The sequence below is a fragment of the Mycobacterium sp. NPDC004974 genome (assembly GCF_053600815.1).
The window spans coordinates 322,140-343,725 of record NZ_JBSGAQ010000006.1 but is presented as its reverse complement, the minus strand read 5'-3'; the positions used below and the strand labels follow the sequence as shown (position 1 = coordinate 343,725).

Genomic DNA, 21,586 nt, shown 5'->3' with positions numbered 1-21,586 from the left:
GACCCACCCTGGACCTCGACACCCCAGCCCAACGCCTCGCCACCCTCCTCAATCAAGCTGCGTAGCCACGTTGCACTAGCCACTTGACTTTGAGGGCCGGTTTTTCGCCACTGCGTTACGAACGTGGACCGTGCCTGGGCGATCGGGGATGCGGGCGAGCTGGCACGCTGGTCATCAACATGACCGCCACCCAGCCCCTCCTCGATGACCCGAGCGACCTGTCCGCGCTGCGCGCCAAGGCCAACGACGCCGACACCCTGTTCACCGACTTCGCCGGCTGGGCCGAGGCCAACGGCACCACGCTCTACCCCGCGCAGGAGGAGGCGCTGATCGAACTGGTCAGCGGAGCGAACGTGATCCTCGCGACGCCGACCGGTTCCGGTAAATCCCTGGTCGCCACCGGGGCGATCTATGCGGCGCTCGCCGCGGACCGCGTCAGTTTCTACACCGCCCCGATCAAGGCGTTGGTCAGTGAGAAGTTCTTCGCGCTGTGCGACGTGTTCGGGGCCGACAACGTCGGCATGCTCACCGGGGACGCGTCGGTCAACGCCGACGCGCCGATCATCGCGTGTACCGCCGAGATCCTGGCCAATCTCGCGTTGCGCGAAGGCGCCGATGCCGACATCGGCCTGGTGGTGATGGACGAGTTCCACTTCTACGGCGACCCGGACCGCGGCTGGGCCTGGCAGGTCCCGCTGCTCGAACTCCCCAAGGCCCAGTTCCTGCTGATGTCGGCGACGCTGGGCGACGTCACGTTCCTGCGGGAGGACCTCACACGCCGCACCGGGCGTCCGACCGCGTTGGTCGCAGGCGCGGAAAGACCTGTGCCGCTGTTCTTCTCGTACGCCACCACGCCGATGCACGAGACCATCGCTGATCTGCTCGACACCAAACAGGCGCCGATCTACGTCGTGCACTTCACCCAGGCCTCGGCGCTGGAACGCGCGCAGGCGCTGATGAGCGTCAACGTCTCCACCAAGGAGGAGAAGGCCGCGATCGCCGACATGATCGGCGGCTTCCGGTTCACTACGACGTTCGGGACCACACTGTCTCGGCTGGTGCGGCACGGCATCGGCGTCCACCACGCCGGCATGCTGCCCAAATACCGGCGGCTGGTGGAACAGTTGGCCCAGGCCGGACTGCTCAAGGTGATCTGCGGCACCGACACCCTCGGCGTCGGCATCAACGTCCCCATCCGCACCGTCGTGTTCTCCGCCCTGTCCAAGTACGACGGCACCCGGATGCGGTTGCTCAACGCCCGCGAGTTCCACCAGATCGCCGGACGGGCCGGGCGCGCGGGATACGACACCGCGGGCACCGTGGTGGTGCAGGCGCCCGACCACGAGGTGGAGAACCTCAAGCAGTTCGCCAAGGTGGCCGACGATCCGAAGAAGCGCCGAAAGCTGGTGCGACGCAAGGCACCTGAGGGAATGGTGCCGTGGGGCGAGGCCACCATGAACCGGTTGATCGACGCCGCGCCCGAGGCATTGACCAGCAACATGCGGGTCTCCACGGCGATGATCCTCGACGTGGTCGACCGTCCGGGCGACCCGTTCGCGGCGATGCGACGGCTCCTCACCGACAATCACGAACCGCGCAAGCGTCAGCTGAAGCACATCCGGGAGGCCGTCGGCATCGCCCGCTCGCTGCTGCAGGCCGGAGTCATCGAGCGCCTCGACACACCCGAAGCCGACGGACGCCGATACCGGCTCACCGTCGACCTACCGGACGACTTCGCGCTCAACCAACCGCTGTCGACGTTCGCGCTCGCCGCGGTCGATGTACTGGACCCCGAATCCGAAAGCTATGCGCTCGATGTCGTTTCGGTGATCGAGGCCACGCTGGAAGATCCCCGCCAGATCCTGGCCGCCCAACTGAACAAGGCCAGGGGCGAAGCCGTGGCGCAGATGAAGGCCGACGGGATCGAGTACGACGAACGCATCGAACTGCTCGACGAGGTCACCTATCCCAAGCCGCTGAAAGAACTGCTGGAACACACCTACGAGGTGTACCGGCAGACCAACCCGTGGGCGGCCGACGGACACCTGTCCCCCAAGTCGGTGGTGCGCGAGATGTGGGAACGGGCCCTGACCTTCCGCGAGTACATCAGCGTCTACGGGCTGACCCGCTCCGAAGGTGCCGTGCTGCGCTACCTGTCCGACGCGTTCAAGGCGCTGCGCTCGGGCGTTCCGACGGCCGCCCGCACCGAGCAACTGGCCGACATCGTCGAATGGCTCGGCGAGCTGGTGCGCCAGGTCGATTCCAGCCTGCTCGACGAGTGGGAGCAACTGACCAGCCCGGATCAGCCCCACGACGTTCCGGTGGCGGTACCGGCCCGGCCTCGCCCGCTGACGGGCAACGAGCGGGCGTTCACCGCGATGGTGCGCAATGCGTTGTTCCGCCGGGTGGAGCTGTTCGCCCGGTCCCGCTGGGACGAGCTCGGGGCGCTCGATGCCGCATCCGGCTGGACGGCCGAGCGCTGGGCCGATGCGGGTGAGGCGTATTTCGACGAGCACGCCGAGGTGGGTACCGGAGCCGACGCACGTGGCCCGGCGTTGCTGATCTTCGATCGGCAGCCGCAGGTGTGGCGTGTGCGACAGATCCTCGAAGATCCTGCCGGAGATCACGATTGGGGCTTCGACGTGGAAGTCGACCTGGCCGCGAGCGACGAGGAAGGTGCCGCGGTGTTGCGTATCGTGGATGCGGGCCGGATGGGATAGGCACAATCGACTGACCCCGTGCCTCTTCCAGGTTATCGCGACCCCGGGGCCTTGCCGCAAGGCCCCGGTGATGGCGCACAATCGCTGGCCGAACCTGACCACGGATGAACGAGGAGCACGTGCCAGCAGACGATCACGATGTCGAAGTGCAGTCCGAACAGACCTATGTGGACGGGCTCTACTCCCGCTTGGATGCCGAACGCAACCTCGTGCGTGACCGGTACCGCACCGCGCTGCGCGAGCACGGCGGGTCCGCGGTGGAACGCGACGCCGAGGTGCTGGCGCTGGCCAAGGAAGGAAACCGGCTCGACGTAGCGGACAACGGCCTGTGCTTCGGACGGCTGGACACCGTCGACGGAGAGCGTCTCTACGTCGGGCGGCTGGGCCTCTTCGACCGCGACGACGACTACGAACCGTTGCTGCTGGACTGGCGGGCACCGTTGGCCCGGCCGTTCTACACCGCGACCGGGGCCAACCCGGAGAACATGCGCCGACGCCGCCAGTTCCGCACGCTGGCGCGCCGCGTGCTCGATTTCACCGACGAGGTGCTGGGCCGGCCCACCGAGGGTGACGAAGGCGACGCCGCACTGCTCGCGGCGGTGAACGCCCCGCGCGATGAGGGCATGCGCGACATCGTCGCGACGATCCAGGCCGAACAGGACGAGGTCATCCGCAACGAGCACACCGGGGTGCTCGTGGTCGAGGGCGGCCCGGGCACCGGCAAGACCGTGGTGGCGCTGCATCGCGTGGCCTATCTGCTCTACACCCACCGCGAGCGCATCGAACGTCACGGCGTTCTGGTCGTCGGGCCCAACGAGGCGTTCCTGCACCACATCGGCCGGGTGCTGCCCTCGCTGGGCGAGTCCGATGCGGTGTTCATGACACCCGGCGACCTGGTTCCCGGCCTGCACGTCACCGCCGAGGACGCGCCGGAGGTGGCCGCGATCAAGGGTTCGCTGAAGATCCTCGACGTGTTGGCCGCCGCGGTGGCCGACCGCCAGGAGGTCCCGGCCGAGCCGATCTTCATCGAACTGCCCGATGTCACCGTGCGCATCGACGCCGAAACCGCGCAGTGGGCCATCGAGGAGGCCCGGGAGACCGGGCTACCGCACAACGAGGCCCGGGCGACGTTCCGCGACATCGTCACCTACGTCCTCACCGAACGCGCCGTGGCGCGCATCGGCAAGGGGTGGCTGAGCCGCCAGGACAAGGCGGCCTGGGAGGAACTGCGGGCCAGCGTGGTCAGCGAACTCGACGACAACGCCGCGTTCGCCGGGGCACTCGATGCGCTGTGGCCGATCCTGACCCCGGAAACCCTGTTGGCCACGCTGTATTCGTCGCCCGATCGGCTGCAGGCGGCTGGCGCCGACGCTCGGTTCTTCCGAGCCGACCCCAGCGCCTGGACCGTTTCGGACGTGCCGTTGCTCGACGAACTGGTCGATCTGCTGGGCCGGGACAAGGCGGCCGACGAAGCCGCGGAACGCGAACGGCGCGAGGAAGCCGCCTACGCCGCCGGGGTGCTCGACCTGATGGTCGCCCGCGAGGATCTGATGGACGACGAGGACCACCTGCTGGCCAGCGACCTCATCGACGCCGAGGACCTGGCCGACCGGTTCATCGAACGTGACACCCGCGGACTCGCTGAACGTGCTGCGGCCGACCGGGATTGGACCTACGGTCATGTTGTGGTCGACGAAGCCCAGGAACTGTCCGAGATGGACTGGCGGGTGCTGATGCGTCGTTGCCCACGCCGGTCCTTCACGGTGGTCGGCGATCTGGCCCAGCGCCGCTCGGCCGCCGGGGCCCGATCCTGGGACACCATGCTCGAGCCGTATGTGCCCGGCCGGTGGATCTACCGGACGCTGTCGGTGAACTACCGCACCCCGGCCGAGATCATGGCGGTGGCCGGTGCACTGCTCGCTGAGTTCGCACCCGGGGTCCAGCCGCCGGAGTCGGTGCGGGCATGCGGTGTGCAGCCATGGGCGAAACACCTGACCGCCGCCGAAATCCCCGCTGCTGTCGAGGAATTCGTGCGCGATGAAGCCACCCGCGAGGGCACGTGTGTGGTGATCGGCCCGCCCGAGGTGCCCGGCGCGGTGGCCCCGTCGGACACCAAGGGCCTGGAGTTCGATGCGGTGCTCGTCGTAGAGCCCGCACACATCCTGGCCGATGGTGACCGCGGTGCCGCCGAGTTGTACGTCGCGCTCACCCGCGCGACGCAACGCCTCGGGGTTCTGCACACCGAACCCCTTCCCGACGCGCTGAACGGACTCGCCCATGTCTGACGCATCATGGCCGGCAGCCACCACCTGCGCGATCGTGGGTGGTGGGCCCGCCGGGATGATGCTCGGGCTGATCCTGGCCCGGTGCGGGGTGGCGGTCACCGTCATGGAGAAGCACGCCGACTTCCTGCGTGATTTCCGCGGTGACACAGTGCATCCGAGCACCATGCGCATGCTCGATGAGCTGGGGCTGTTCGGCGAGTTCGACAAAATCGGCTACAGCAAGGTCGAGAAGGCCGAATTCCCGGTCGACGGCGGGCCCCCGGTGACGTTCGTCGATTTCCGGCGGCTGCGCCAGTCCCATCCGTACGTGGCGATGGTGCCGCAGTGGGACTTCCTCGACCTGCTGGCCGACGCGGGCCGCAGTGAACCCAACTTCACCCTGCTCATGCGGACCGAAGTGACCGGCCTGCGCAGCGACGGCGACCGTATCACCGGAGTCCGCTACACCAGCCCCGACGGCGACGGCGAGCTGCGCGCCGAGCTCACCGTGGCCTGCGACGGGCGCACGTCGGTGGTGAGGCGGGAGGCCGGGCTGGCCACGCGGGACTATCCGGTGCCCTTCGACGTGTGGTGGTTCCGCCTGCCGCGCACCGAGGACGGCCAGTACTCGCTGATCCCGCGCACCGCGCCCGGACGTGCACTGATCATGATTCCCCGCACCGGCTACTTCCAGGTCGCCTACCTGATCCCGAAGGGCAGCGACGCCGGACTGCGCGCCCGTGGGCTGGACGCGTTCCGCACCGAGCTGGCCCAGTTGATCCCGGAGGCCGACGTGGACACACTCACCTCCTGGGACGACGTCAAGAAACTCGATGTTCAGCTCAACCGCCTGCCGCGGTGGCATCGCGACGGTCTGCTGTGCATCGGCGATGCCGCACATGCCATGTCGCCGGTCGGCGGGGTGGGCATCAACGTCGCGATCCAGGACGCCGCCGCGGCCGCACGCGTGCTGTACCAACCGCTGCGCGAGCACCGGGTCACCGAGTCCGACCTGGCCGCCGTGCAGCGCACGCGCACCGTGGCGACCACCATTACCCAAGGCTTCCAACGGATCCTGCATCGTCAGGTGCTGGCACCGGTCATGGCAGGCGCCGAGGTCACCCCGCCCGGGGCACTCGTGAGCATCATGCGCCGGTTCCCCCAGCTCACCGCGATCCCCGCGTACCTGGTGGGCACCGGGGTGCGTCCCGAACACGTGCCTGAGCCGGCCCGCCGCTAGGTTCGGCATGGGAGGCAAACAGAACCCCGAGCAACGCCGACGCGAATTGTGCGATGCGGCAATAGCTCTGCTCGCCCGCGAGGGCATCAAGGGTGTCACCCATCTGAAGGTCGACCGCAAGGCCGGGGTTGCCGACGGGACCACGTCGTTCTACTTCCGCACCAGCTCGGCGCTGATCCGTGCGGCCGCCAACCGCATCGCCGATCTCGACCTGGCCGATCTCACCGCGGCCACCCGATCGGAGAACGGCGGCGACGGCCCATCGCCGGCGGCCGGCCTGGCCCGCCTGGTCATCCGGTCCGGAACCGGGGCGCGCCTGGTCCGGAGCAAGGCCCGCTATGAGCTGGTCATGCCGTCCAGCCGGGACGCCGCCCTGGCCGAAGCGTTCAGCCACAACCAACAGCGGTTCTTCGAACTGCACCGGAACGTCGTGGTCGCGCTCTGCCCGGCCGACACCGACCCGGGTCTGATCGATGAAAAGGCCTATGTCCTACTGACTTTCATCAGCGGACTGATGCTTGCCCTGGCCCGCGGCGACCGTACGATCAACTCCGACGAGGAACTCCACGACATCATCACCGCGATCGTCGCGGCGGCCCCGGCCACCTCACATCGCGAAGGAGTAACCGCCGTTGACCGGTAGCGTCTGGCCGGTGATCCAGGAGCCGTGGTCGCTGCCCAGCAGCACCGCAAGATAGGCGACGTCCTCGGGCAGGCCGGGCCTGCGGATGGGGTAGCGCGACAGGATCGCCTTGGCCTGCGGGGAGTCGGCCATCTCGGCCCACAACGGTTCGGTGAGCGGCGTGCGCATGGTGCCCAACGCGATGTTGTTGGCGGTGATGCCGTAGCGGCCGTTCTCCAGCGCGATCGACCGGGTCAGGCCCGCGGCAGCGGCCTTGGCCGCCGCGTACACCGCGCCACTGGCGTCGCCGGTTCGCCCGGCATCCGACACGATCGTCACCACCCGGCCCCATTGCCGTTCCATCATCGCCGGCAGCACCGCGCGCGTGCAATGCAGTACGCCATAGAGATTCACCTGCAGGAACGGATGCCAGTCCGCAGGGGTGGATTCGGCGAACGGCACCCGGGCGGCGAAGCCCTCGGCGCCGGCGTTGCCCGCATTGTTGACCAGGATGTCCACCGGCCCGACCGTCATGATTGCCTGCGTGACCGCCTGGTAGTCGGTGACGTCGAACGGCACCGCCACCGCATCACCGCCCGCTTCTCGCAACTCCGCGACCACAGCCTCCGCCCGGTCACCTCGGAGGTCGTTGACCAGCACCGTGGCCCCGGCTGCGGCAAAGGCATCGGCCAAACCGCGGCCGACGCCCTGTCCGGCACCGGTGATCAACACCCGCCGGTGTGACAGATCGAATTGCAGTGTCATCGTCGGCGAGCTCTCCTGTGGTTCGGCTTGATTCCGGACAACCTACCCCACAGAGTCTCTATATATGTAGAGTCCTGCACACCGCCCATGCAAGACCGAACGGAGCCCGGGTGAAATTCATCTTCAACCTGCCTCACATGCTGCGACTCAAGGCGACGATGCAGGCGTGGGAGGCCGAAGTCACCGGCGCCGATCAGACCAGGATGGCGAAGCGGGCCGACGACCTGGGCTACGACATGATCGCCGTGCCCGAACATTTCGCCATCCCGCGTGAACACGTCGAGTTGTCCGGGCCGCACTATCTGCAGTCCACAGTCGCGCAGGCCTACCTTGCGGGCGCCACCTCACGGATACGGCTCAACTCCTGCATCACGGTGCTGCCGCTCCAGCATCCGCTCGTCCTCGCCAAGTCACTGGCCACGGCCGACTGGATGAGCAGTGGGCGGATGATGGTCACGTTCGGAGTCGGTTGGCTGCAACGGGAATTCGAACTACTCGGCGTTCCCTTTCACGAACGAGGACGGATTGCCGACGAGTACCTGGCGGCCATCATCGAGCTGTGGACCAGTGAGAACCCGCGGTTCGACGGCCGGTACGTGGCCTTCGACGACATCGCCGTGGAACCCCAACCGATTCAGAAACCGCACCTTCCGGTGTGGATCGGCGGGGACGCGGACGGGGCGCTCCGACGCGCGGCGAAGTATGCCACCGGGTGGTGGTCGTTTCTCACCCCTCCGGAAAAACTGGCCGAAAGGATCGAGTTCATCAAGTCGCAGCCGGAATACGACGGACGCGAGTTCGACGTCGTGCACGGCATGGCGACCAGACGGGTCGGCGAGGCGCATGCCGTGCGTGAGGACCCCGACACCCGGTCCGACATGAGTGCGCAGGAAATCGTCGACCGGTTGTGTTGGCTCGGGGAACAGGGAGTCACGGTCAGCGCCGTGCCACTCCCCACCGTCAGCGGCGTCGACGAATATCTCGACTATGCCCAGTGGGTGATCGAGGAGATCAAACCAAAGGTGCCATAGAACTGGTGGTGGTCAAGGACCCAGATGGACCAAGGACCCTATGTGCGCACCCGTGCAGCCCCTAACCTGAAACCGTTCAGCCATAGGAGGGCACCGATGAGCGACCACGACGTACGGATGATCATTCTTTCGACCGACGACTTGGATGAGTCGATCCGCTTCTACACCGAGACTCTGGGAATGCCGCTGAAGTTCCGCGACGGCGCCCACTTCGCCGCGCTCGACGGTGGATCTCTCACGCTGGCCCTGGCCACGTCGGTGGATCACCCGATCCCCGGCCAGGTCGTCGTCGGGATCAAGACCGCCGACGTGGACGGTGCGGCCAAGGCCATCGAAGAAAGTGGCGGCGGAATCATCAAGCACCCGTATGACGATGCCCACGAGCGCCGGGCTGTGGTGTACGACAACAAGGGCAACGGCCTGGTCTTCTACAGTCCGCTGGCTCGCTAACCGGGCGCCGAAGCCGCGGCGTCGAGCAGGGTTTCGGCCAGCCGCGCCGCGGCCGGTGTCATCCGCCCGACCGGCGGCGCGGCGAGATAGACCTGCCACACCGGCGGGTCGCGCAACACAACGGTCCGCAGATCGCCGAAGCGGCGCGCCTCGGACGCCGGCATGAATGCGGTACCCAGACCGGTGCCGACCAGTTCGGCAATCGCGGCGAACCCGGCCGGAACCTCGTACTGCGTCTGGGGTTGCACGCCGGCCCGGTGAAACGCCTCGTCCATCAGGCGCCGCAGTCCGAATTCAGGTGGGAAGCCGACCAGATCCTCACCGGCCAGGTCGCCCAGCTCGAGACGGCGACGTCGCGCCAGGACGTGGTCGTCACGGCAGACGAACACCATGGGCTCCTCGAACAGCAGCCTCATGTCGAGCTGAGCCGGGAACCGGTTGGGCAGTGAGACCAGGGCCAGATCCAGCGAGCCCTCCAGAAGTGCCGCCAGATAGGCCGACGCACCGGACTGGCTCAGCCGCAACCGCAACCGGACAAAGGGGTGGGCACGGTGGAAGTCGCCGAGAGCACCGGCGACATCGACCGGCCCATAGGAGATCAACGAGCCGAATTCGACTGTACCCATGAGTGATCCACGGAACTGTCCGGCAGATTCAGCTGCCGCACGGGCCGCGTGCAGCACCTCGTAGGCGTGCGACCGGAAAGCCTCCCCGGCGGCGGTCAGGCTGATCCGTTGCCGCGACCGGTCGAACAGTTCTACCCCGAGCTCACGCTCCAGCTTCGCGATCGACGTCGACAACGCCGACTGGACGACGTGCACCCGCTCGGCGGCACGGGTGAAACTCATCTCGCCGGCGACCGCGATGAAGTGTTCGATCTGTCGTAACTCCACCGTGCCAGCCTATCTATCTGATCGATAGGTCTCATCGGATCCAATCGTTGGACTTGATGGCGTGGTGCGGGTGGGATGGATACCACGAGCCCGCGAGAAGGAGCAGCAACGGTGACTGGTTTGAGTAGAAGGAACTTCGGCTTCCTCACGGCGGCCGCGGCCGGCGCGGCAACACTGGCGGCCTGCGGCACCTCACCCGCGCCCGCTCCGCCACCCGGACCACCGGCCAAGCCGTCGCACACCATGAACCCGGTCAGACAGATCGACGCCGGCGAACTCAATGTCGCCTACACCGAGGCCGGGCCCGCCGATGGGCGCGCGGTGATCCTGCTGCACGGCTGGCCCTACGACATCCACAGCTACGCCGATGCCTCGGCACTGCTCGCCGAGCGGGGCTTTCGCGTCATCGTGCCGTTCCTGCGCGGCTTCGGTTCCACCCGGTTCCGCTCCGCCGACACCGTGCGCAACGGTCAGCAGGCCGCACTGGCGCACGACGTCATCGCCTTGATGGACGCGCTGAACATCCCCAAGGCCGTGCTCGGCGGATATGACTGGGGCGGACGCACCGCCAACAACGTTGCCGCCCTGTGGCCGCAACGCTGCGCGGGACTGGTCGCGGTCAGCGGCTACATCACCGTGAACCTGGCCGCCAACCTCAAGCCGCTGGCGCCCGAGGCCGAACTGGGTTGGTGGTACCAGTACTACTTCGCCACCCCGCGCGGTGAACTCGGCTACCGCGAGAACACCAGGGAATTCAACAAGCTGATCTGGACCAAGGCCTCACCGCTGTGGCATTTCGACGACGCCACCTACGACCTGTCCGCCGCGGCGTTCGACAACCCTGACCACGTCGACATCGTCGTGCACAACTACCGGTGGCGGCTCAGCCTGGCCCCCGGTGAGGCCCGCTACGACGCGGACGAGGCACGGCTGGCCGGCAAGCCGCCCGTCACGGTTCCGACCATCACGATCGGTTCCGACTTCGACGGCGCGGCCAAGGACGGAGCCGGCTACCGCGCGCTCTACACCGGGCCCTACGAACACCGCATCCTCAACGGCATCGGACACAACGTGCCGCAGGAGGCACCCGAGCAGTTCGTCGCCGCGATCGCCGACGTCAGTCGCATGGGTGGGCGCTGAACTCACGCTCGCGTCAGGGGTACGGCCGTCCGGTCAGCTCTCGGATCGTGCGAATCTCACCGTCCCGATACGGTCGTCCATCCGCGTGGAACAAGTCGTGGAACCACACCTGCGGGGGCGACTTATAGGGATGATCCCAAGAATCCCACGGTAGATAGGTCTGCGTCTTACCCGCCACCAGGCCCCAGCTGTAGGCACCGACGTTGTGCCGTTTGGCGATTGGCAACACGCCCTCGACCGTGCTGCCCTCACCTCGTGCCAGGAATTCGGTGCACAGGATCGGACGTCCCATGGGTGCCAGCTCGCCGATCCGGGCCTCGAATCCGGCCGGATCGTCGTAACTGTGAAAGGTCAGCACATCCGAGAGGTCGAGCTGGATCGTGGCCATCGCACTGCGCTGCTGTGGGTCCGCCCAGGCCCCGTCCCAGACACCACTGGTCAACGGCTGCACGGGGTCGACCGAGCGGGCCCAGGCGAAAACCTCGGGCAACAGTTTCTCGATCAGGCTGACCTTGTCCTGCCGTTCCACCTCGCGGTAGTTGGCTGCGGGATTGTCGGGTTCATTCCACAGGTCCCACCCCAGTACCCGGTCATCATGACGGAATTGGCTGATCACCCCGATGACGTACTCACGCAACATTCGCCGGTACCGGCGATCGTCCAGGTTCTGCGCACCCGGGCTCTGAACCCACACCGAGTTGTGTATCCCGGGCCGTGGCCGCCGCTGGCGCCCCAACCGGGGAAACGGGTCCCAGCAGGAATCGAACAGCACGAACAGCGGTTTGATGCCGTGGCTGGATGCCAGAGCAACGAACTGGGCCAGTCGGTTCTGAAAGCCCAAGTGGCCCTGGGCCCACAGCTGGTCATGCAGGAACACCCGCACCGTGTTCAATCCGGCCAACCGGGCGATGCGCAACTCATTGTCGATCCGCTGCGGGTCATAGGTTTCCGGTTGGAACATCTCCAACTGATTGCCCGCGTTGGACGGAATGAAGTTGGCGCCTACCAGCCAACCCTGCGCGGCGTACCAGCGGTGCGCCCGCTCGGGCGACCAGCGGGCTCCGTGGCCGTCGATTTTCGCGTGGGCCTCCGGCGCCCTGGCCACCGACAAGCCCGCGGTGACGAGCAGCGACAGCTTGAACGCGGCACGACGGCCCAAACCGGCACCGTCGTCTTTCCTGTTGACCTGCATCACTTTACGAATAAAACGCATCTCCCTGTGCGAACACTGACGGCACCAAAGGGGTACCCGTCGCACGCGCGATCCCAACTCCACAGCGAGTTGTCGACGACGCGTCCGCGGGCAATGTCCCGACAGGTTCGACGCCAGCCCCCCGACCGGCGTTCGGAAACCGAACTGCTGACGCTGAACGACCAGGCCACTCAGGCCCGGCACCCCCATGCCGCCATCAATGATCCCACGGGCGTTCAGCCCGTGCGCGGCTGACTAACTGCCGGCAGCGGCCAGCCGGGCGCGTTCCCGCATCGAGGCGACGACGCCGCCGTCATTGAGGATGTCCGTACCGGTGAGGTAACCGGCCCGGTCACTGACGCAGTAGGCCAGCAGATCGGCCATCTCCTCCGGCTTGCCCCACCGTGGCACCGCGGCGTCGGCAACCATGGCACCCGCCCCCGCCTGTTCCTCCAGCCGGCCCATCTCGGTGTCGATGGAGCCCGGGGAAACCGAGACGATGCGGATGCCGCGGCCGTTGAACCGCTCGGCCTGCGACGAGCTGTACCACTTCACGAACGCCTTGCTGATCGCGTAGGAGAATCCGGACCGCATGTCCTCCGGAGCGATGTTGCACGCCGCGAGCATTTCGGTGAGGAATCGGTCCTGGTCCTGCAGCGCCAGCGGAAAGTGCTGCGCAGGAATGATCTCCTCGGGCAGCAGGTGCGCCGCCATCGATGCCACGTTGACGATCGCCGCTCCCTCGCCCGCGGACGCGAAAAAGGCCTCGTTCACGTGCAGCGTGCCCAGCGCGTTGGTTCTCATGACGTACTCGGCGTCACCCATGCTCGGGCTGACCCCGGCCGCATGGACGACGGCGCCGACCGTGCCGAGCCCGGCCGCGGTCTCGAACAGCCGATCGACGGCCTCCCGATCGGTGACATCGGCATTGACGATCGCGGCCGCGATACCCAGGTCGGCCAGCGCGGTGGCCGCGCCTTCGAGGCGCTCCTGTCGCACATCGCACAACACCACCGGCTGGTCCCGCCCGACGACCTTGGCCGTCGCGAGTCCCATGCCACCTGCGCCGCCTGTGATCACCGTCACCCGTGTCATGACCAGCACGGTATACGCAGGTCCGGGGCCCCGCCGCGGCGGGGCCGTGCAACTGCTCAGCGTCCTCAGGCCGCGGTGTCCTGGCCTCCGCCATCCGATGGGGTGCCCGAGCGCCTGGCGCGCACGGATTCCAGCGCACCGGCGCCGACGTGGGCGGCGACCACGATCCCGGTCAGGTAGGTGAAATGGGCCAGCAGGGTGTGGGCGAGTGGATCCACATTGCCCATCGGCTGCCCGTTGTTCGCCCGCGAGAACAGACTCCAACTGACGATGATCAGATAGCTCGTGACGAAGGCCGAGACGATCGCATCCCGCACCGCGGTTCGGTTGCGCTCCGGGTCGGAGTTGCCATGCTGAATTATCCAGACCATCAGGAACGTCCACAGTCCGACCAGCGCCGCCCCGACCTGCAGTGGCCAGTACTCCGACAGCTCGGCAGCCGCGATCGGCGCAGCCACGGCCACGATCACGTCAACGGCGACAAGCGATACGAGCTTGACTTCGGCCATGGGTGAAGTCTTCGCCGAGACGCACGAGCAGGCACGAGTACCGCACTACCCGAATGTGCGACGGGATTTTCCCGGCAGCCAATCTGAGCGGCCCGCTGTGCAGGCGGACCGAGCGGCATATAACGGGTAGTGATGACAGATGGCCCATCGATGACGCAGGCGAACCGCTGTCGATTGCCCGTGGTGGATCGTCCGCTATGACCTGCCCGTATTGCGGATCCCCGCTCGATGAAACCGACACCTGCAGCCGCTGCGGGCAGATCCACGAAACCGCACCGACCGGATGGCGACCGGACCCCACAGCCCGCCACGAAGGCCGCTACTTCGTCACCGGACATCCGACGAATCGGGTTCGTGACGGCCGGACCACGTCGACCGACCCCGTCGGCGGCCGGATGCTGCCCGACTACCTCGAGTTGAAGACCGCGGGCATCCGGTCGACCTGGCTGGGAACCACCGCGGCGGCGGCGATCATCGTGATGACCGCCGCGGTGGTATGGATCCTCCTGGTGGCGGGCCACAGACCGCCGCCCCCGCCGGAGGCCGGATACCTTGCCGCACTGAAGGATGCCGGGATCAGCGATCAGTTCAATTCCGACGCCAACGCTGTCGCCCACGGGCGGCAGGTGTGCCGCCGGCTGGAAGACGGTGAAGCCCAACAGGGCCTACTCGCCGACAAGATCGCCGTCGAAGCGTTCTGCCCGCGTTTCTCCGAAGGCTTCCATGTGCTCGAAAAGACGACGGTCGCAGGTACTTTCATTCTCTCTGACAACGTGGGCGCCGAGGGCATCGTCTCCGACGGAACAGCATGCCAAGGCGCAAACGGATACTCCGACGTCAATCCTGGCACCATCGTCACCGTCAAGAACGGCAAAGGCGACGTACTCGCCACCACCACCCTGGGGCCCGGTAAGGGCGACGCCGCCAGCTGCACCTTCTCCTTCAGCGTGCCGTTGACCGAAGGTCAGGATCGCTACGTGCTCTCCGTCGGACGTCGCGGCGAATTCAGCTACACCTTCGAACAACTTGTGGCCAAAGGGATCCGGATGCAGCTCGGTCAATGATGTTTGCGAGAATCGCGCCCTCGCGCGGAGTTGGGCCATTGCCGCGCGACGCCATATCACGACGTACGCCGCCGGTTGGAAACGATGCGGTCACGACTACGGCTCGCTCACATGTCAACCCCGCAACCATCTGAAAACTTGTGTGGACACCGATTTCAGACAGTTCTACGGTTCAGCTCGTCACAATTTTCACCGATGTAATTTCCACACGAATCAAGGGAGCTGATCGGGGATGGCCACCTTTGCTCATATCACGGTCAAAACTGTTGTCAGCGCAGGATTGTGCATGACCGCAGTAGCGACCGCAGTAGCGCTGAGCCCGCACGCCGCGGCAGCGCTGCAACTCAAGACAGGCGGGTACAAGTGCGTCGACGGTGCCGCCGGTGCGGCGCCCGGGGCGCCGTGCGCGGCTGCGGCAGTCGAATCCGCGGGAATCGTCCCGGCCGCGGTCCCGCCGGCACCACTGGCACCGCCACCGGTTGCCGTCCCGCCGGTACCACTCGCACCACCGCCGGTGCCGGTGCCTCCGGTGCCCCTCGCACCGCCGGTGCCGGTCGTACCGGCCGCCGCTCCGGTCCCCGCGGCTGCACCTATCGCCGCTCCGGTGGCGATCGCCGCAGGCACCGGAAAGGGCGTCCCGACCGTTTCGCCCGGGGGCGGCCCGGTCGCCGGGACTCCCACGCTGCCCGGTCCCCCGGACTCATCCGCCGGCGGCTGATCCAACCCATCCCGTAGCGCAAAAAGGGCGCCCGGCTCACCAGCCGGGCGCCTTTCTCATTGCCTTTTTACCGTTGCCTCACAGCAGGATTCACTACTCCTGCACGATCACCGGATCACCGATGTTGACCGTGTTGAAGTACCACTCGGCGGCCGCCGGGATCAGGCTGATGCAGCCGTGGCTGGTGTTGTCCAGGCCCATCGACGGGACTGCCCACGGCGCGGAATGTACGAACAGACCCCGATGGGTGAATCGGACCGCGTAATCCACGTCCAGGAGATAGCCGTCCGGCGCATCGACGGGAATGCCGACGCTGCTCGAATCCATCTTCACCGTGCGGTCTTTCCCGAGAACTGTGTAGGTGCCGACCGGGGTCGGGTACTCGGGACGCCCGAGAGAGGCCAGCAGCACCCCCGGTTCGCCGGCGTGCGGCAGATGATGCGGTGCCGGCAGGGCGATCGGTGGGTCTTCACCCAACCCGTCGATGGTGACCGTGAAGGTGTGATCGGAGATGTCGGCAACACCGATAACGGCTGGGCCGGTTTGGAATTCCGTCCGCATCCCGCCGACCGACAGCATCACCGTGCTGTGCGCGGGCCAGAACTGTGCCGGGGTCCACGACACGACGTTGGCGTCGAGCCACTCGTAGGTGCCCGTACGCACCGGCGTCGACTTCAGCCCGAGGGCACGTTCCACCGATGACCGGTTGGTGATCGGGTTCTTGAACGTCACCACCACGGGATGGCCCACGCCGACGACAGCGCCCTGGGCCGGCGCGATCGATTCGATGGTCGACGTCAACGGCAGGCTCACCGCCGCCGTGTCGACGCTATTCGTACCGCCGGAGAAATAGGTCATGACAACCACGACCAGAACGAGAACACCCTGAACTACCGCGCGCATCAAACCGATCTCTCTGCGATGCCCCCATGATCTTGAACGATGTCATGGTATTGGCCCGCAGCTGTCCGAATGTGTAGTCACACGTAGACAATTCGGTCAAGCGTTCGTCACGTTTCGGCCACGGCAGATCGACCGGAACTTCGGGGCGTCAGTCCCCGACGAGCTCGCCGGCCGCGCTGTTCAACTTGAGGACCCGAGCGCAGGACAGCGGGGTCACCAGAGCGTTGGTGCGCAAGCCCGATGGCAGCGGCCGCTGAGATTCGACGTCGAGCGCGTCATCTTCGGCCTCAGGTCGATAGGACGACGGATGCCTGCGCTTGGCCGCGGCCAGCTCCCTGGAGTAGCGCTGCGACGAACACCAGAGCGGGTGCGTCGCCAGCTCGATGACCGTCGAGCCGGCAGCTTTTGTCGCCATTTTCACTGACCTCCGGTGGAGCTTCACGACACTTCTATTCGGTGTCTATTCAGTCCCGAGCGTGCTCGGCCAAGCTGAGACGATGCATCGAGTTGGCCGTGGACACATTAAGGATCCCTCTTAAGCAGCGTTCGCACACTGAAAGAAGCGCGACAGAGACGTATTTCACACTCATTTCACACTCGCGAATTTGACATTTTCCGCCGCCATGTTTGCTGCCCCGAGCGCTCATCCGAACTGATCGAGCGATCAAGGTCATCGCGGCCTGCGGTGCCAGCTACCGCAATCCGTCCATCGCGGCGGACCTCTGCCCGATGGGGCGGCGCCGATCGCCGCATCTTCTTAGTTTGTACGGAAACCTGCACGTAGCGCGCGGACACAAGTTAAGGAAGCGCGCCAGCGAACGCGCCGCCCTTAGCCCCGTCGATGCGGAATCGTTACCTATCACCTACCCTGTCCGGTGGCCGAGTACCCCTGCTGGAACGTCAATTTGCTCGGTGAAGGGTGGTACGGCTGTGGATGCACATGATCCGAGCGTCGGAGAACATGAGCGTCCGGCCGTGACTCTTGCGTCTCGCGCGTCGATCGAGAGCTGGCCGCTGCGGTGGAAGGTCGCGGCGACCTTGGTGTTGCCGATCCTGCTCGCGGCGACCTTCGGCGCAGCTCGCATCTACAACGAGCTGTCGGCCGCCTCGCGGTTGAACCTCGCGTCCGACAACGCGGTGATCGTCGTGCCCGCGGTGGAGCTGGTCGACCGGCTCGACGGGCTGGCCTACGCCGCGGCCGCGGGCGCACCGCTCGAGGAACCCCTCGCACAGTTCGACCAGACCGCCAAGGCCCTCGACACCCTGATCACCTCCGCCGAGTTCGACCCGGCGGCCGCCGCACAGCTGACGGCGGCGTCCTCGACCGCCAAGACGCTGCGCGACGACATCAACTCCGGACCGCTGCCCCAGCGGGTGATCGCCGAGCGCGCGTCCGACGTGGCGTCCGGCGTCGTCTCGGCTATCGCGACGACCACCGGGACGGTCGATGACCGCACCGTGCGACCGCTCGCCGACCAACTCGTGGACACGCTCACGGCGCAACGTGCATTGACGACGCAGCGGGTACTGATCGCCGCCCCCGATTTCGCCGATACGGACGAGCTGCGCACCGAGGTCGCGGACGCGGCAGGCGCGGAAGCCGCGGCTATCGACCGGCTCAGCCGGCTGACGCCCACGGACGAAGCCGCCGCGTTGTCCAAGGAGTCCGACGTCCGTCGCGACACCTACATGGATCCGTCCGGCGACAGCGTGCACGCACCCGCATTCACCGAAGCGATGCGGGCCAGCGTCGACCAGTACCGCGCGATGACGCAGCGCCTGTCCTCCGACCTCGACGGCACGCTGCACCACCGGGCCAACGTGTTGCGCTCCGACGCCCTGCGTGACACCGCGATCATCCTCGGCGCCGTGCTGGCCGCCCTCGTCTTCGCCCTCGCCGTCGGACGCTCGCTCATCCGGTCGATCGGCCGGCTGCGCCAGGGTGCGCTGCAGGTGGCGCAGGTTGAGCTGCCCGAGGAGATCGAACGCCTCAGCAAGGGCGGCGGCATGCCGGAGATCCAGACGTTGCCGTTCCATACCAACGAAGAGGTCGGGCAGCTCGCGCGCGCGATCGACGACATCCACTCCCAAGCGGTCCGCCTGGCCGGTGAGCACGGGGTCCGCCTGCAGATCGGCGACATGTTCGAGACCCTGTCCCGCCGAAGCCGCTCACTGGTCGAAGAGCAGCTGGCCCTCATCGAGACGCTGGAGCTCGATGAGGAGGATCCGGTCCGGCTCGATCACCTGTTCCGTCTCGACCACCTCGCGACGCGCATGCGCCGCAACGGCGACAACCTGCTCGTCCTCGCCGACACCGTGGAACGTCACCGCACGTCAGCACCCGTCGCACTCCCCGACATGCTGCGCGCCGCGATGTCCGAGGTCGAGGAGTATCGCCGGGTTCAGGTCGGGCACATGGCCGACGTCTCCATCGCCGGCTCGGCCGCAAGCGATATCGGCCACCTGATCGCCGAGCTGCTCGACAACGCCCTGCGCTACTCACCACCGGACTCGCCGGTGTTGGTGACCGTCGGGCGCGCAGTCGACGCCGGCCTGCTGGTCGAGGTGGCCGACCGGGGCCTGGGCATGCCCAAGGACGATCTGACCGCCGCGAACGAGCGACTCGCGCTCGGTGGCGAGGTGACCTCCGAAACCGCCAAGCGGATGGGCCTTTTCGTGGTCGGCCGGTTGGCGCGACGCCATGAGGCCACGGTCCGGCTGCGGACCACTTCGGCGTTGACCGAGCGGCCCGGTGTGACGGCGAGTGTGCACCTGCCCGGCACGCTGGTCTCGCCCATCGGGATGGGCGAAACGCTCGACGATCTGCGAACCGGCTCGTTCTCCGAGTCTTCGCTTGCAGATCCCCGGCCGCGAGCCGCCGGAAACGCGCGGAGTGCGCACACCGGCGCTGGGGCGCTCGCCGGCATCAATGCCTCGCCGGCCCCGTCGGCGCAGCCCGAACGTGGACCGGATGCCCCGGTCCAGGCGACCACCAACGGACTGCCGAAGCGCTCGCCCGGCGCCAGCGGTGTCAACGGACATCCCGCGACCATCCCGGCCCCCGCCCCCGCCGCGGTCCCCGAAGAACCCGAACGCCCGCAGCGCGGAAATCCGCTTTCGTACTTCACGTCCGGCGGTTCCACCCAGGCCAACTCGGATCAGCCGAGTCCGGAACCAGAGCGGGCAGGCGAATCCACGTGGCGCGACGTCGAGTCCGAGAGTGCGCCGATCTTCGAGCGGATGGCCTCGGAGTGGCTGATGGATCCGACGACACCGGAATTCCGCAACCGGGTCTGGGCCAGCGCCGCCGACGCCGGCTGGGAAGCTGCGGCGAAGGCCGTCGAACAGGAACCGAAGCGGCACACCGCATCCGGGCTGCCGATCCGCGAACGCGGAGCGCGCCTGGTGCCGGATGAGGCAAGATCGGAAACCCGGGCCAGGCCCGACGGACCCAACGATCCCGCGGCCATCCGAGACATCCTGAGCCGACAGTTGGCCGGCGTACGCAGGGGCCGAGCCGAGACCGACGCAGCACACAGCCGAATCGAAGGAGATCGATGAACGCCGGCACGCAACCACATGAACGGTCCGCGGGGTCTGCTGCAGCACCGTCTGGGACCTCCGGGACCCTCGACTGGTTCGTGTCCAACTTCGTCCGCGACGTGCCGGGTGTGGCCCACGCGATCCTGGTGTCGGCCGACGGTCTGCTGATGGCGTCGAACTCCCACCTCCCGGCCGATCGTGCGGAGCAACTGGCCGCGGTCACCTCCGGTTTGGCGAGCTTGTCGGCTGGTGCCGCGAGGTTGTTCGAGGCGGGGAACGTACGCCAGTCGATCGTCGAGATGGACGACGGGTTCCTGCTGTTGATGGGCGTCGGCAACGGCTCATATCTGGCCACCCTGGCCTCGACCTCGTGCGACATCGGGCAGGTCGGGTACGAGATGGCGTTGCTGGTCGACCGGGTCGGCAAGACCGTCGAGGCGACGCCGCGCGCCACGCCCGGAGCTCGATGACCCTGAGTATGGACAGACCCGAGCAGAAGCGGTCCGCCAGTCGCGTGCGGCCGTACACCCTGACCGGTGGACGAACCCGGGCGCGGGTCGAGGTGCCGATCGAGGCTCCGGTGGAGGCCCTGCTGTCATCCGGTGAGCTCGACTGCGCGCCGGGCGACATCCCCGCCGTGATCGTCCGGTTGTGCGACACCCGGCCGTCGATCGCCGAGATCTCGGCCTATGCCGGCCTACCCATCGGGGTGACCCGGGTGCTGGTGAGCGACCTGGTGGACAGCGGCCACCTTCGTGTTCACGCGACCCTGACCGACCGCTCGACCGTTGCAGAACGGCGCCTACTGATCGAAAGGACCCTCAGTGGTTTACGCGCACTCTGACTCCGGCCCCACGGTGTCGTCGACGAAGATCGTGATTGCCGGCGGCTTCGGCGTCGGCAAGACCACGTTCGTCGGCGCCGTGTCGGAGATCGTGCCGTTGCGCACCGAGGCCCTGGTCACGAACGCCTCGCAGGGCCACGACGACATCGAGGCGATCCCCGGCAAGGAAACCACCACGGTCGCCATGGATTTCGGCCGGATCACGATCGCCGACGATCTCGTGCTGTACCTGTTCGGCACACCCGGGCAACGGCGCTTCTGGTTCATGTGGGACGACCTGGTCCACGGTGCGATCGGCGCCGTGGTGCTCGTCGACACCCGCAGGCTCGAGGACAGCTTCGCGGCCGTCGACTTCTTCGAGGCCCGCAGCCTGCCGTTCCTGATCGCCGTCAACGAGTTCGACGACTCCCCGACCCACAGCATCGAAGAACTGCGCGAGGCGATGTCGGTGTCCCCCAATGTCCCGATCATCAATGTCGATGCACGGGACCGTGATTCGGCGAAGAACGCGTTGATCGCCATCACCTCGTTCGCACTGGAACGCCTTCCGTCGACAGCCTCCTAGATCCACCGCCCGTCAGTCTCACAGTCTC

Annotated in this window: 20 protein-coding genes; 13 read left to right on the top strand and 7 right to left on the bottom strand. The window is 67.0% G+C overall.

The genetic code is table 11. The features are described from left to right. Window positions 1-179: 179 nt before the first annotated feature. The 4 genes from ACWEFV_RS17100 to ACWEFV_RS17085 all read left to right on the top strand — a co-directional run bounded on the left by ACWEFV_RS17100 (window position 180) and on the right by ACWEFV_RS17085 (window position 6,867). Complete coding sequence (locus ACWEFV_RS17100; RefSeq protein ID WP_450071021.1) at window positions 180-2,720, top strand: DEAD/DEAH box helicase; 2,541 nt, start codon at window positions 180-182, stop codon at window positions 2,718-2,720. Between the two features lie 119 nt (window positions 2,721-2,839). Next, window positions 2,840-5,005 (top strand): RNA polymerase recycling motor ATPase HelR, encoded by a 2,166-nt coding sequence (gene helR / locus ACWEFV_RS17095; protein WP_450071020.1) that lies wholly within the window; start codon window positions 2,840-2,842, stop codon window positions 5,003-5,005. Continuing rightward, on the top strand, window positions 4,998-6,224 hold the full coding sequence (locus ACWEFV_RS17090; protein ID WP_450071019.1) for an FAD-dependent oxidoreductase: 1,227 nt from the start codon (window positions 4,998-5,000) through the stop codon (window positions 6,222-6,224). Before helR ends, ACWEFV_RS17090 begins: the two co-directional genes overlap by 8 nt. Before the next feature lie 7 nt (window positions 6,225-6,231). After that, the gene (locus tag ACWEFV_RS17085; protein WP_135459605.1) at window positions 6,232-6,867 is read left to right on the top strand and encodes a TetR/AcrR family transcriptional regulator; all 636 of its coding nucleotides are present in this window, start codon (window positions 6,232-6,234) and stop codon (window positions 6,865-6,867) included. On the opposite strand, the gene ACWEFV_RS17080 is transcribed toward ACWEFV_RS17085, so the two are convergent. Next, complete coding sequence (locus tag ACWEFV_RS17080) at window positions 6,832-7,611, bottom strand: SDR family NAD(P)-dependent oxidoreductase (RefSeq protein ID WP_450071018.1); 780 nt, start codon at window positions 7,609-7,611, stop codon at window positions 6,832-6,834. The genes ACWEFV_RS17085 and ACWEFV_RS17080 overlap by 36 nt on opposite strands. 110 nt (window positions 7,612-7,721) lie before the next feature. Between ACWEFV_RS17080 and ACWEFV_RS17075 the strand changes: the two genes are divergently transcribed. Then, the gene (locus ACWEFV_RS17075; protein ID WP_450071017.1) at window positions 7,722-8,642 is read left to right on the top strand and encodes a TIGR03619 family F420-dependent LLM class oxidoreductase; all 921 of its coding nucleotides are present in this window, start codon (window positions 7,722-7,724) and stop codon (window positions 8,640-8,642) included. 96 nt (window positions 8,643-8,738) lie between these two features. Beyond that, window positions 8,739-9,092 (top strand): VOC family protein, encoded by a 354-nt coding sequence (locus ACWEFV_RS17070; RefSeq protein WP_036443520.1) that lies wholly within the window; start codon window positions 8,739-8,741, stop codon window positions 9,090-9,092. On the opposite strand, the gene ACWEFV_RS17065 is transcribed toward ACWEFV_RS17070, so the two are convergent. After that, entirely contained in the window at window positions 9,089-9,985 is an 897-nt protein-coding gene (locus ACWEFV_RS17065; RefSeq protein ID WP_450071016.1) for a LysR family transcriptional regulator, read from the bottom strand. The genes ACWEFV_RS17070 and ACWEFV_RS17065 overlap by 4 nt on opposite strands. Before the next feature lie 111 nt (window positions 9,986-10,096). Here ACWEFV_RS17065 and ACWEFV_RS17060 point away from each other — a divergent pair, with 111 nt between their 5' ends. Beyond that, window positions 10,097-11,125: an alpha/beta fold hydrolase gene (locus tag ACWEFV_RS17060; protein WP_450071015.1), complete on the top strand. Its 1,029-nt coding sequence runs from the start codon at window positions 10,097-10,099 to the stop codon at window positions 11,123-11,125. A gap of 13 nt (window positions 11,126-11,138) precedes the next feature. On the opposite strand, the gene ACWEFV_RS17055 is transcribed toward ACWEFV_RS17060, so the two are convergent. The 3 genes from ACWEFV_RS17055 to ACWEFV_RS17045 all read right to left on the bottom strand — a co-directional run bounded on the left by ACWEFV_RS17055 (window position 11,139) and on the right by ACWEFV_RS17045 (window position 13,921). Continuing rightward, complete coding sequence (locus tag ACWEFV_RS17055) at window positions 11,139-12,284, bottom strand: 1,4-beta-xylanase (protein WP_450071028.1); 1,146 nt, start codon at window positions 12,282-12,284, stop codon at window positions 11,139-11,141. A 288-nt stretch (window positions 12,285-12,572) separates the two neighbouring features. After that, window positions 12,573-13,412, bottom strand: a complete 840-nt coding sequence (locus ACWEFV_RS17050) for an SDR family oxidoreductase (RefSeq protein WP_135459609.1) — start codon at window positions 13,410-13,412, stop codon at window positions 12,573-12,575. 65 nt (window positions 13,413-13,477) lie between these two features. Next, entirely contained in the window at window positions 13,478-13,921 is a 444-nt protein-coding gene (locus ACWEFV_RS17045; RefSeq protein ID WP_450071014.1) for a hypothetical protein, read from the bottom strand. Window positions 13,922-14,118: 197 nt separating this feature from the next. Here ACWEFV_RS17045 and ACWEFV_RS17040 point away from each other — a divergent pair, with 197 nt between their 5' ends. Further along, complete coding sequence (locus ACWEFV_RS17040) at window positions 14,119-14,985, top strand: DUF732 domain-containing protein (RefSeq protein WP_135459611.1); 867 nt, start codon at window positions 14,119-14,121, stop codon at window positions 14,983-14,985. 286 nt (window positions 14,986-15,271) lie between these two features. Beyond that, window positions 15,272-15,703, top strand: a complete 432-nt coding sequence (locus ACWEFV_RS17035; protein WP_450071013.1) for a hypothetical protein — start codon at window positions 15,272-15,274, stop codon at window positions 15,701-15,703. A gap of 93 nt (window positions 15,704-15,796) precedes the next feature. Here the strand turns inward: ACWEFV_RS17035 and ACWEFV_RS17030 are convergent, their stop codons facing one another. Further along, window positions 15,797-16,606, bottom strand: a complete 810-nt coding sequence (locus tag ACWEFV_RS17030) for a L,D-transpeptidase (protein WP_135459613.1) — start codon at window positions 16,604-16,606, stop codon at window positions 15,797-15,799. Between the two features lie 148 nt (window positions 16,607-16,754). Then, window positions 16,755-17,021 (bottom strand): hypothetical protein, encoded by a 267-nt coding sequence (locus ACWEFV_RS17025; RefSeq protein WP_135459614.1) that lies wholly within the window; start codon window positions 17,019-17,021, stop codon window positions 16,755-16,757. 560 nt (window positions 17,022-17,581) lie between these two features. Between ACWEFV_RS17025 and ACWEFV_RS17020 the strand changes: the two genes are divergently transcribed. From ACWEFV_RS17020 to ACWEFV_RS17005, 4 genes are read left to right on the top strand one after another with little or no spacing between them, the layout of a single operon-like run. After that, window positions 17,582-20,167 (top strand): sensor histidine kinase, encoded by a 2,586-nt coding sequence (locus ACWEFV_RS17020; RefSeq protein ID WP_210115606.1) that lies wholly within the window; start codon window positions 17,582-17,584, stop codon window positions 20,165-20,167. Beyond that, the gene (locus tag ACWEFV_RS17015; protein ID WP_286175228.1) at window positions 20,164-20,619 is read left to right on the top strand and encodes a roadblock/LC7 domain-containing protein; all 456 of its coding nucleotides are present in this window, start codon (window positions 20,164-20,166) and stop codon (window positions 20,617-20,619) included. The genes ACWEFV_RS17020 and ACWEFV_RS17015 overlap by 4 nt, the downstream gene beginning before the upstream one ends. Next, window positions 20,616-20,993 carry a DUF742 domain-containing protein gene (locus tag ACWEFV_RS17010; RefSeq protein ID WP_135459617.1) on the top strand — a complete coding sequence of 126 codons (378 nt, stop codon included), beginning with the start codon at window positions 20,616-20,618 and terminating at the stop codon, window positions 20,991-20,993. Before ACWEFV_RS17015 ends, ACWEFV_RS17010 begins: the two co-directional genes overlap by 4 nt. Further along, complete coding sequence (locus ACWEFV_RS17005; protein WP_450071012.1) at window positions 20,974-21,558, top strand: GTP-binding protein; 585 nt, start codon at window positions 20,974-20,976, stop codon at window positions 21,556-21,558. The genes ACWEFV_RS17010 and ACWEFV_RS17005 overlap by 20 nt, the downstream gene beginning before the upstream one ends. The last annotated feature ends 28 nt before the right edge of the window (window positions 21,559-21,586 follow it).

Bases quoted from the DNA above. Each gene is read 5' to 3' on its own strand.
- ACWEFV_RS17040 (WP_135459611.1), top strand. From the start codon at position 14,119: ATGACCTGCCCGTATTGCGGATCCCCGCTCGATGAAACCGACACCTGC.
- ACWEFV_RS17085 (WP_135459605.1), top strand. From the start codon at position 6,232: ATGGGAGGCAAACAGAACCCCGAGCAACGCCGACGCGAATTGTGCGAT.
- ACWEFV_RS17045 (WP_450071014.1), bottom strand. From the start codon at position 13,921: ATGGCCGAAGTCAAGCTCGTATCGCTTGTCGCCGTTGACGTGATCGTG.
- ACWEFV_RS17030 (WP_135459613.1), bottom strand. From the start codon at position 16,606: ATGCGCGCGGTAGTTCAGGGTGTTCTCGTTCTGGTCGTGGTTGTCATG.
- ACWEFV_RS17035 (WP_450071013.1), top strand. From the start codon at position 15,272: ATGACCGCAGTAGCGACCGCAGTAGCGCTGAGCCCGCACGCCGCGGCA.
- ACWEFV_RS17070 (WP_036443520.1), top strand. From the start codon at position 8,739: ATGAGCGACCACGACGTACGGATGATCATTCTTTCGACCGACGACTTG.
- ACWEFV_RS17025 (WP_135459614.1), bottom strand. From the start codon at position 17,021: ATGGCGACAAAAGCTGCCGGCTCGACGGTCATCGAGCTGGCGACGCAC.
- ACWEFV_RS17050 (WP_135459609.1), bottom strand. From the start codon at position 13,412: ATGACACGGGTGACGGTGATCACAGGCGGCGCAGGTGGCATGGGACTC.
- ACWEFV_RS17080 (WP_450071018.1), bottom strand. From the start codon at position 7,611: ATGACACTGCAATTCGATCTGTCACACCGGCGGGTGTTGATCACCGGT.
- ACWEFV_RS17090 (WP_450071019.1), top strand. From the start codon at position 4,998: ATGTCTGACGCATCATGGCCGGCAGCCACCACCTGCGCGATCGTGGGT.
- ACWEFV_RS17010 (WP_135459617.1), top strand. From the start codon at position 20,616: ATGACCCTGAGTATGGACAGACCCGAGCAGAAGCGGTCCGCCAGTCGC.
- ACWEFV_RS17100 (WP_450071021.1), top strand. From the start codon at position 180: ATGACCGCCACCCAGCCCCTCCTCGATGACCCGAGCGACCTGTCCGCG.
- ACWEFV_RS17015 (WP_286175228.1), top strand. From the start codon at position 20,164: ATGAACGCCGGCACGCAACCACATGAACGGTCCGCGGGGTCTGCTGCA.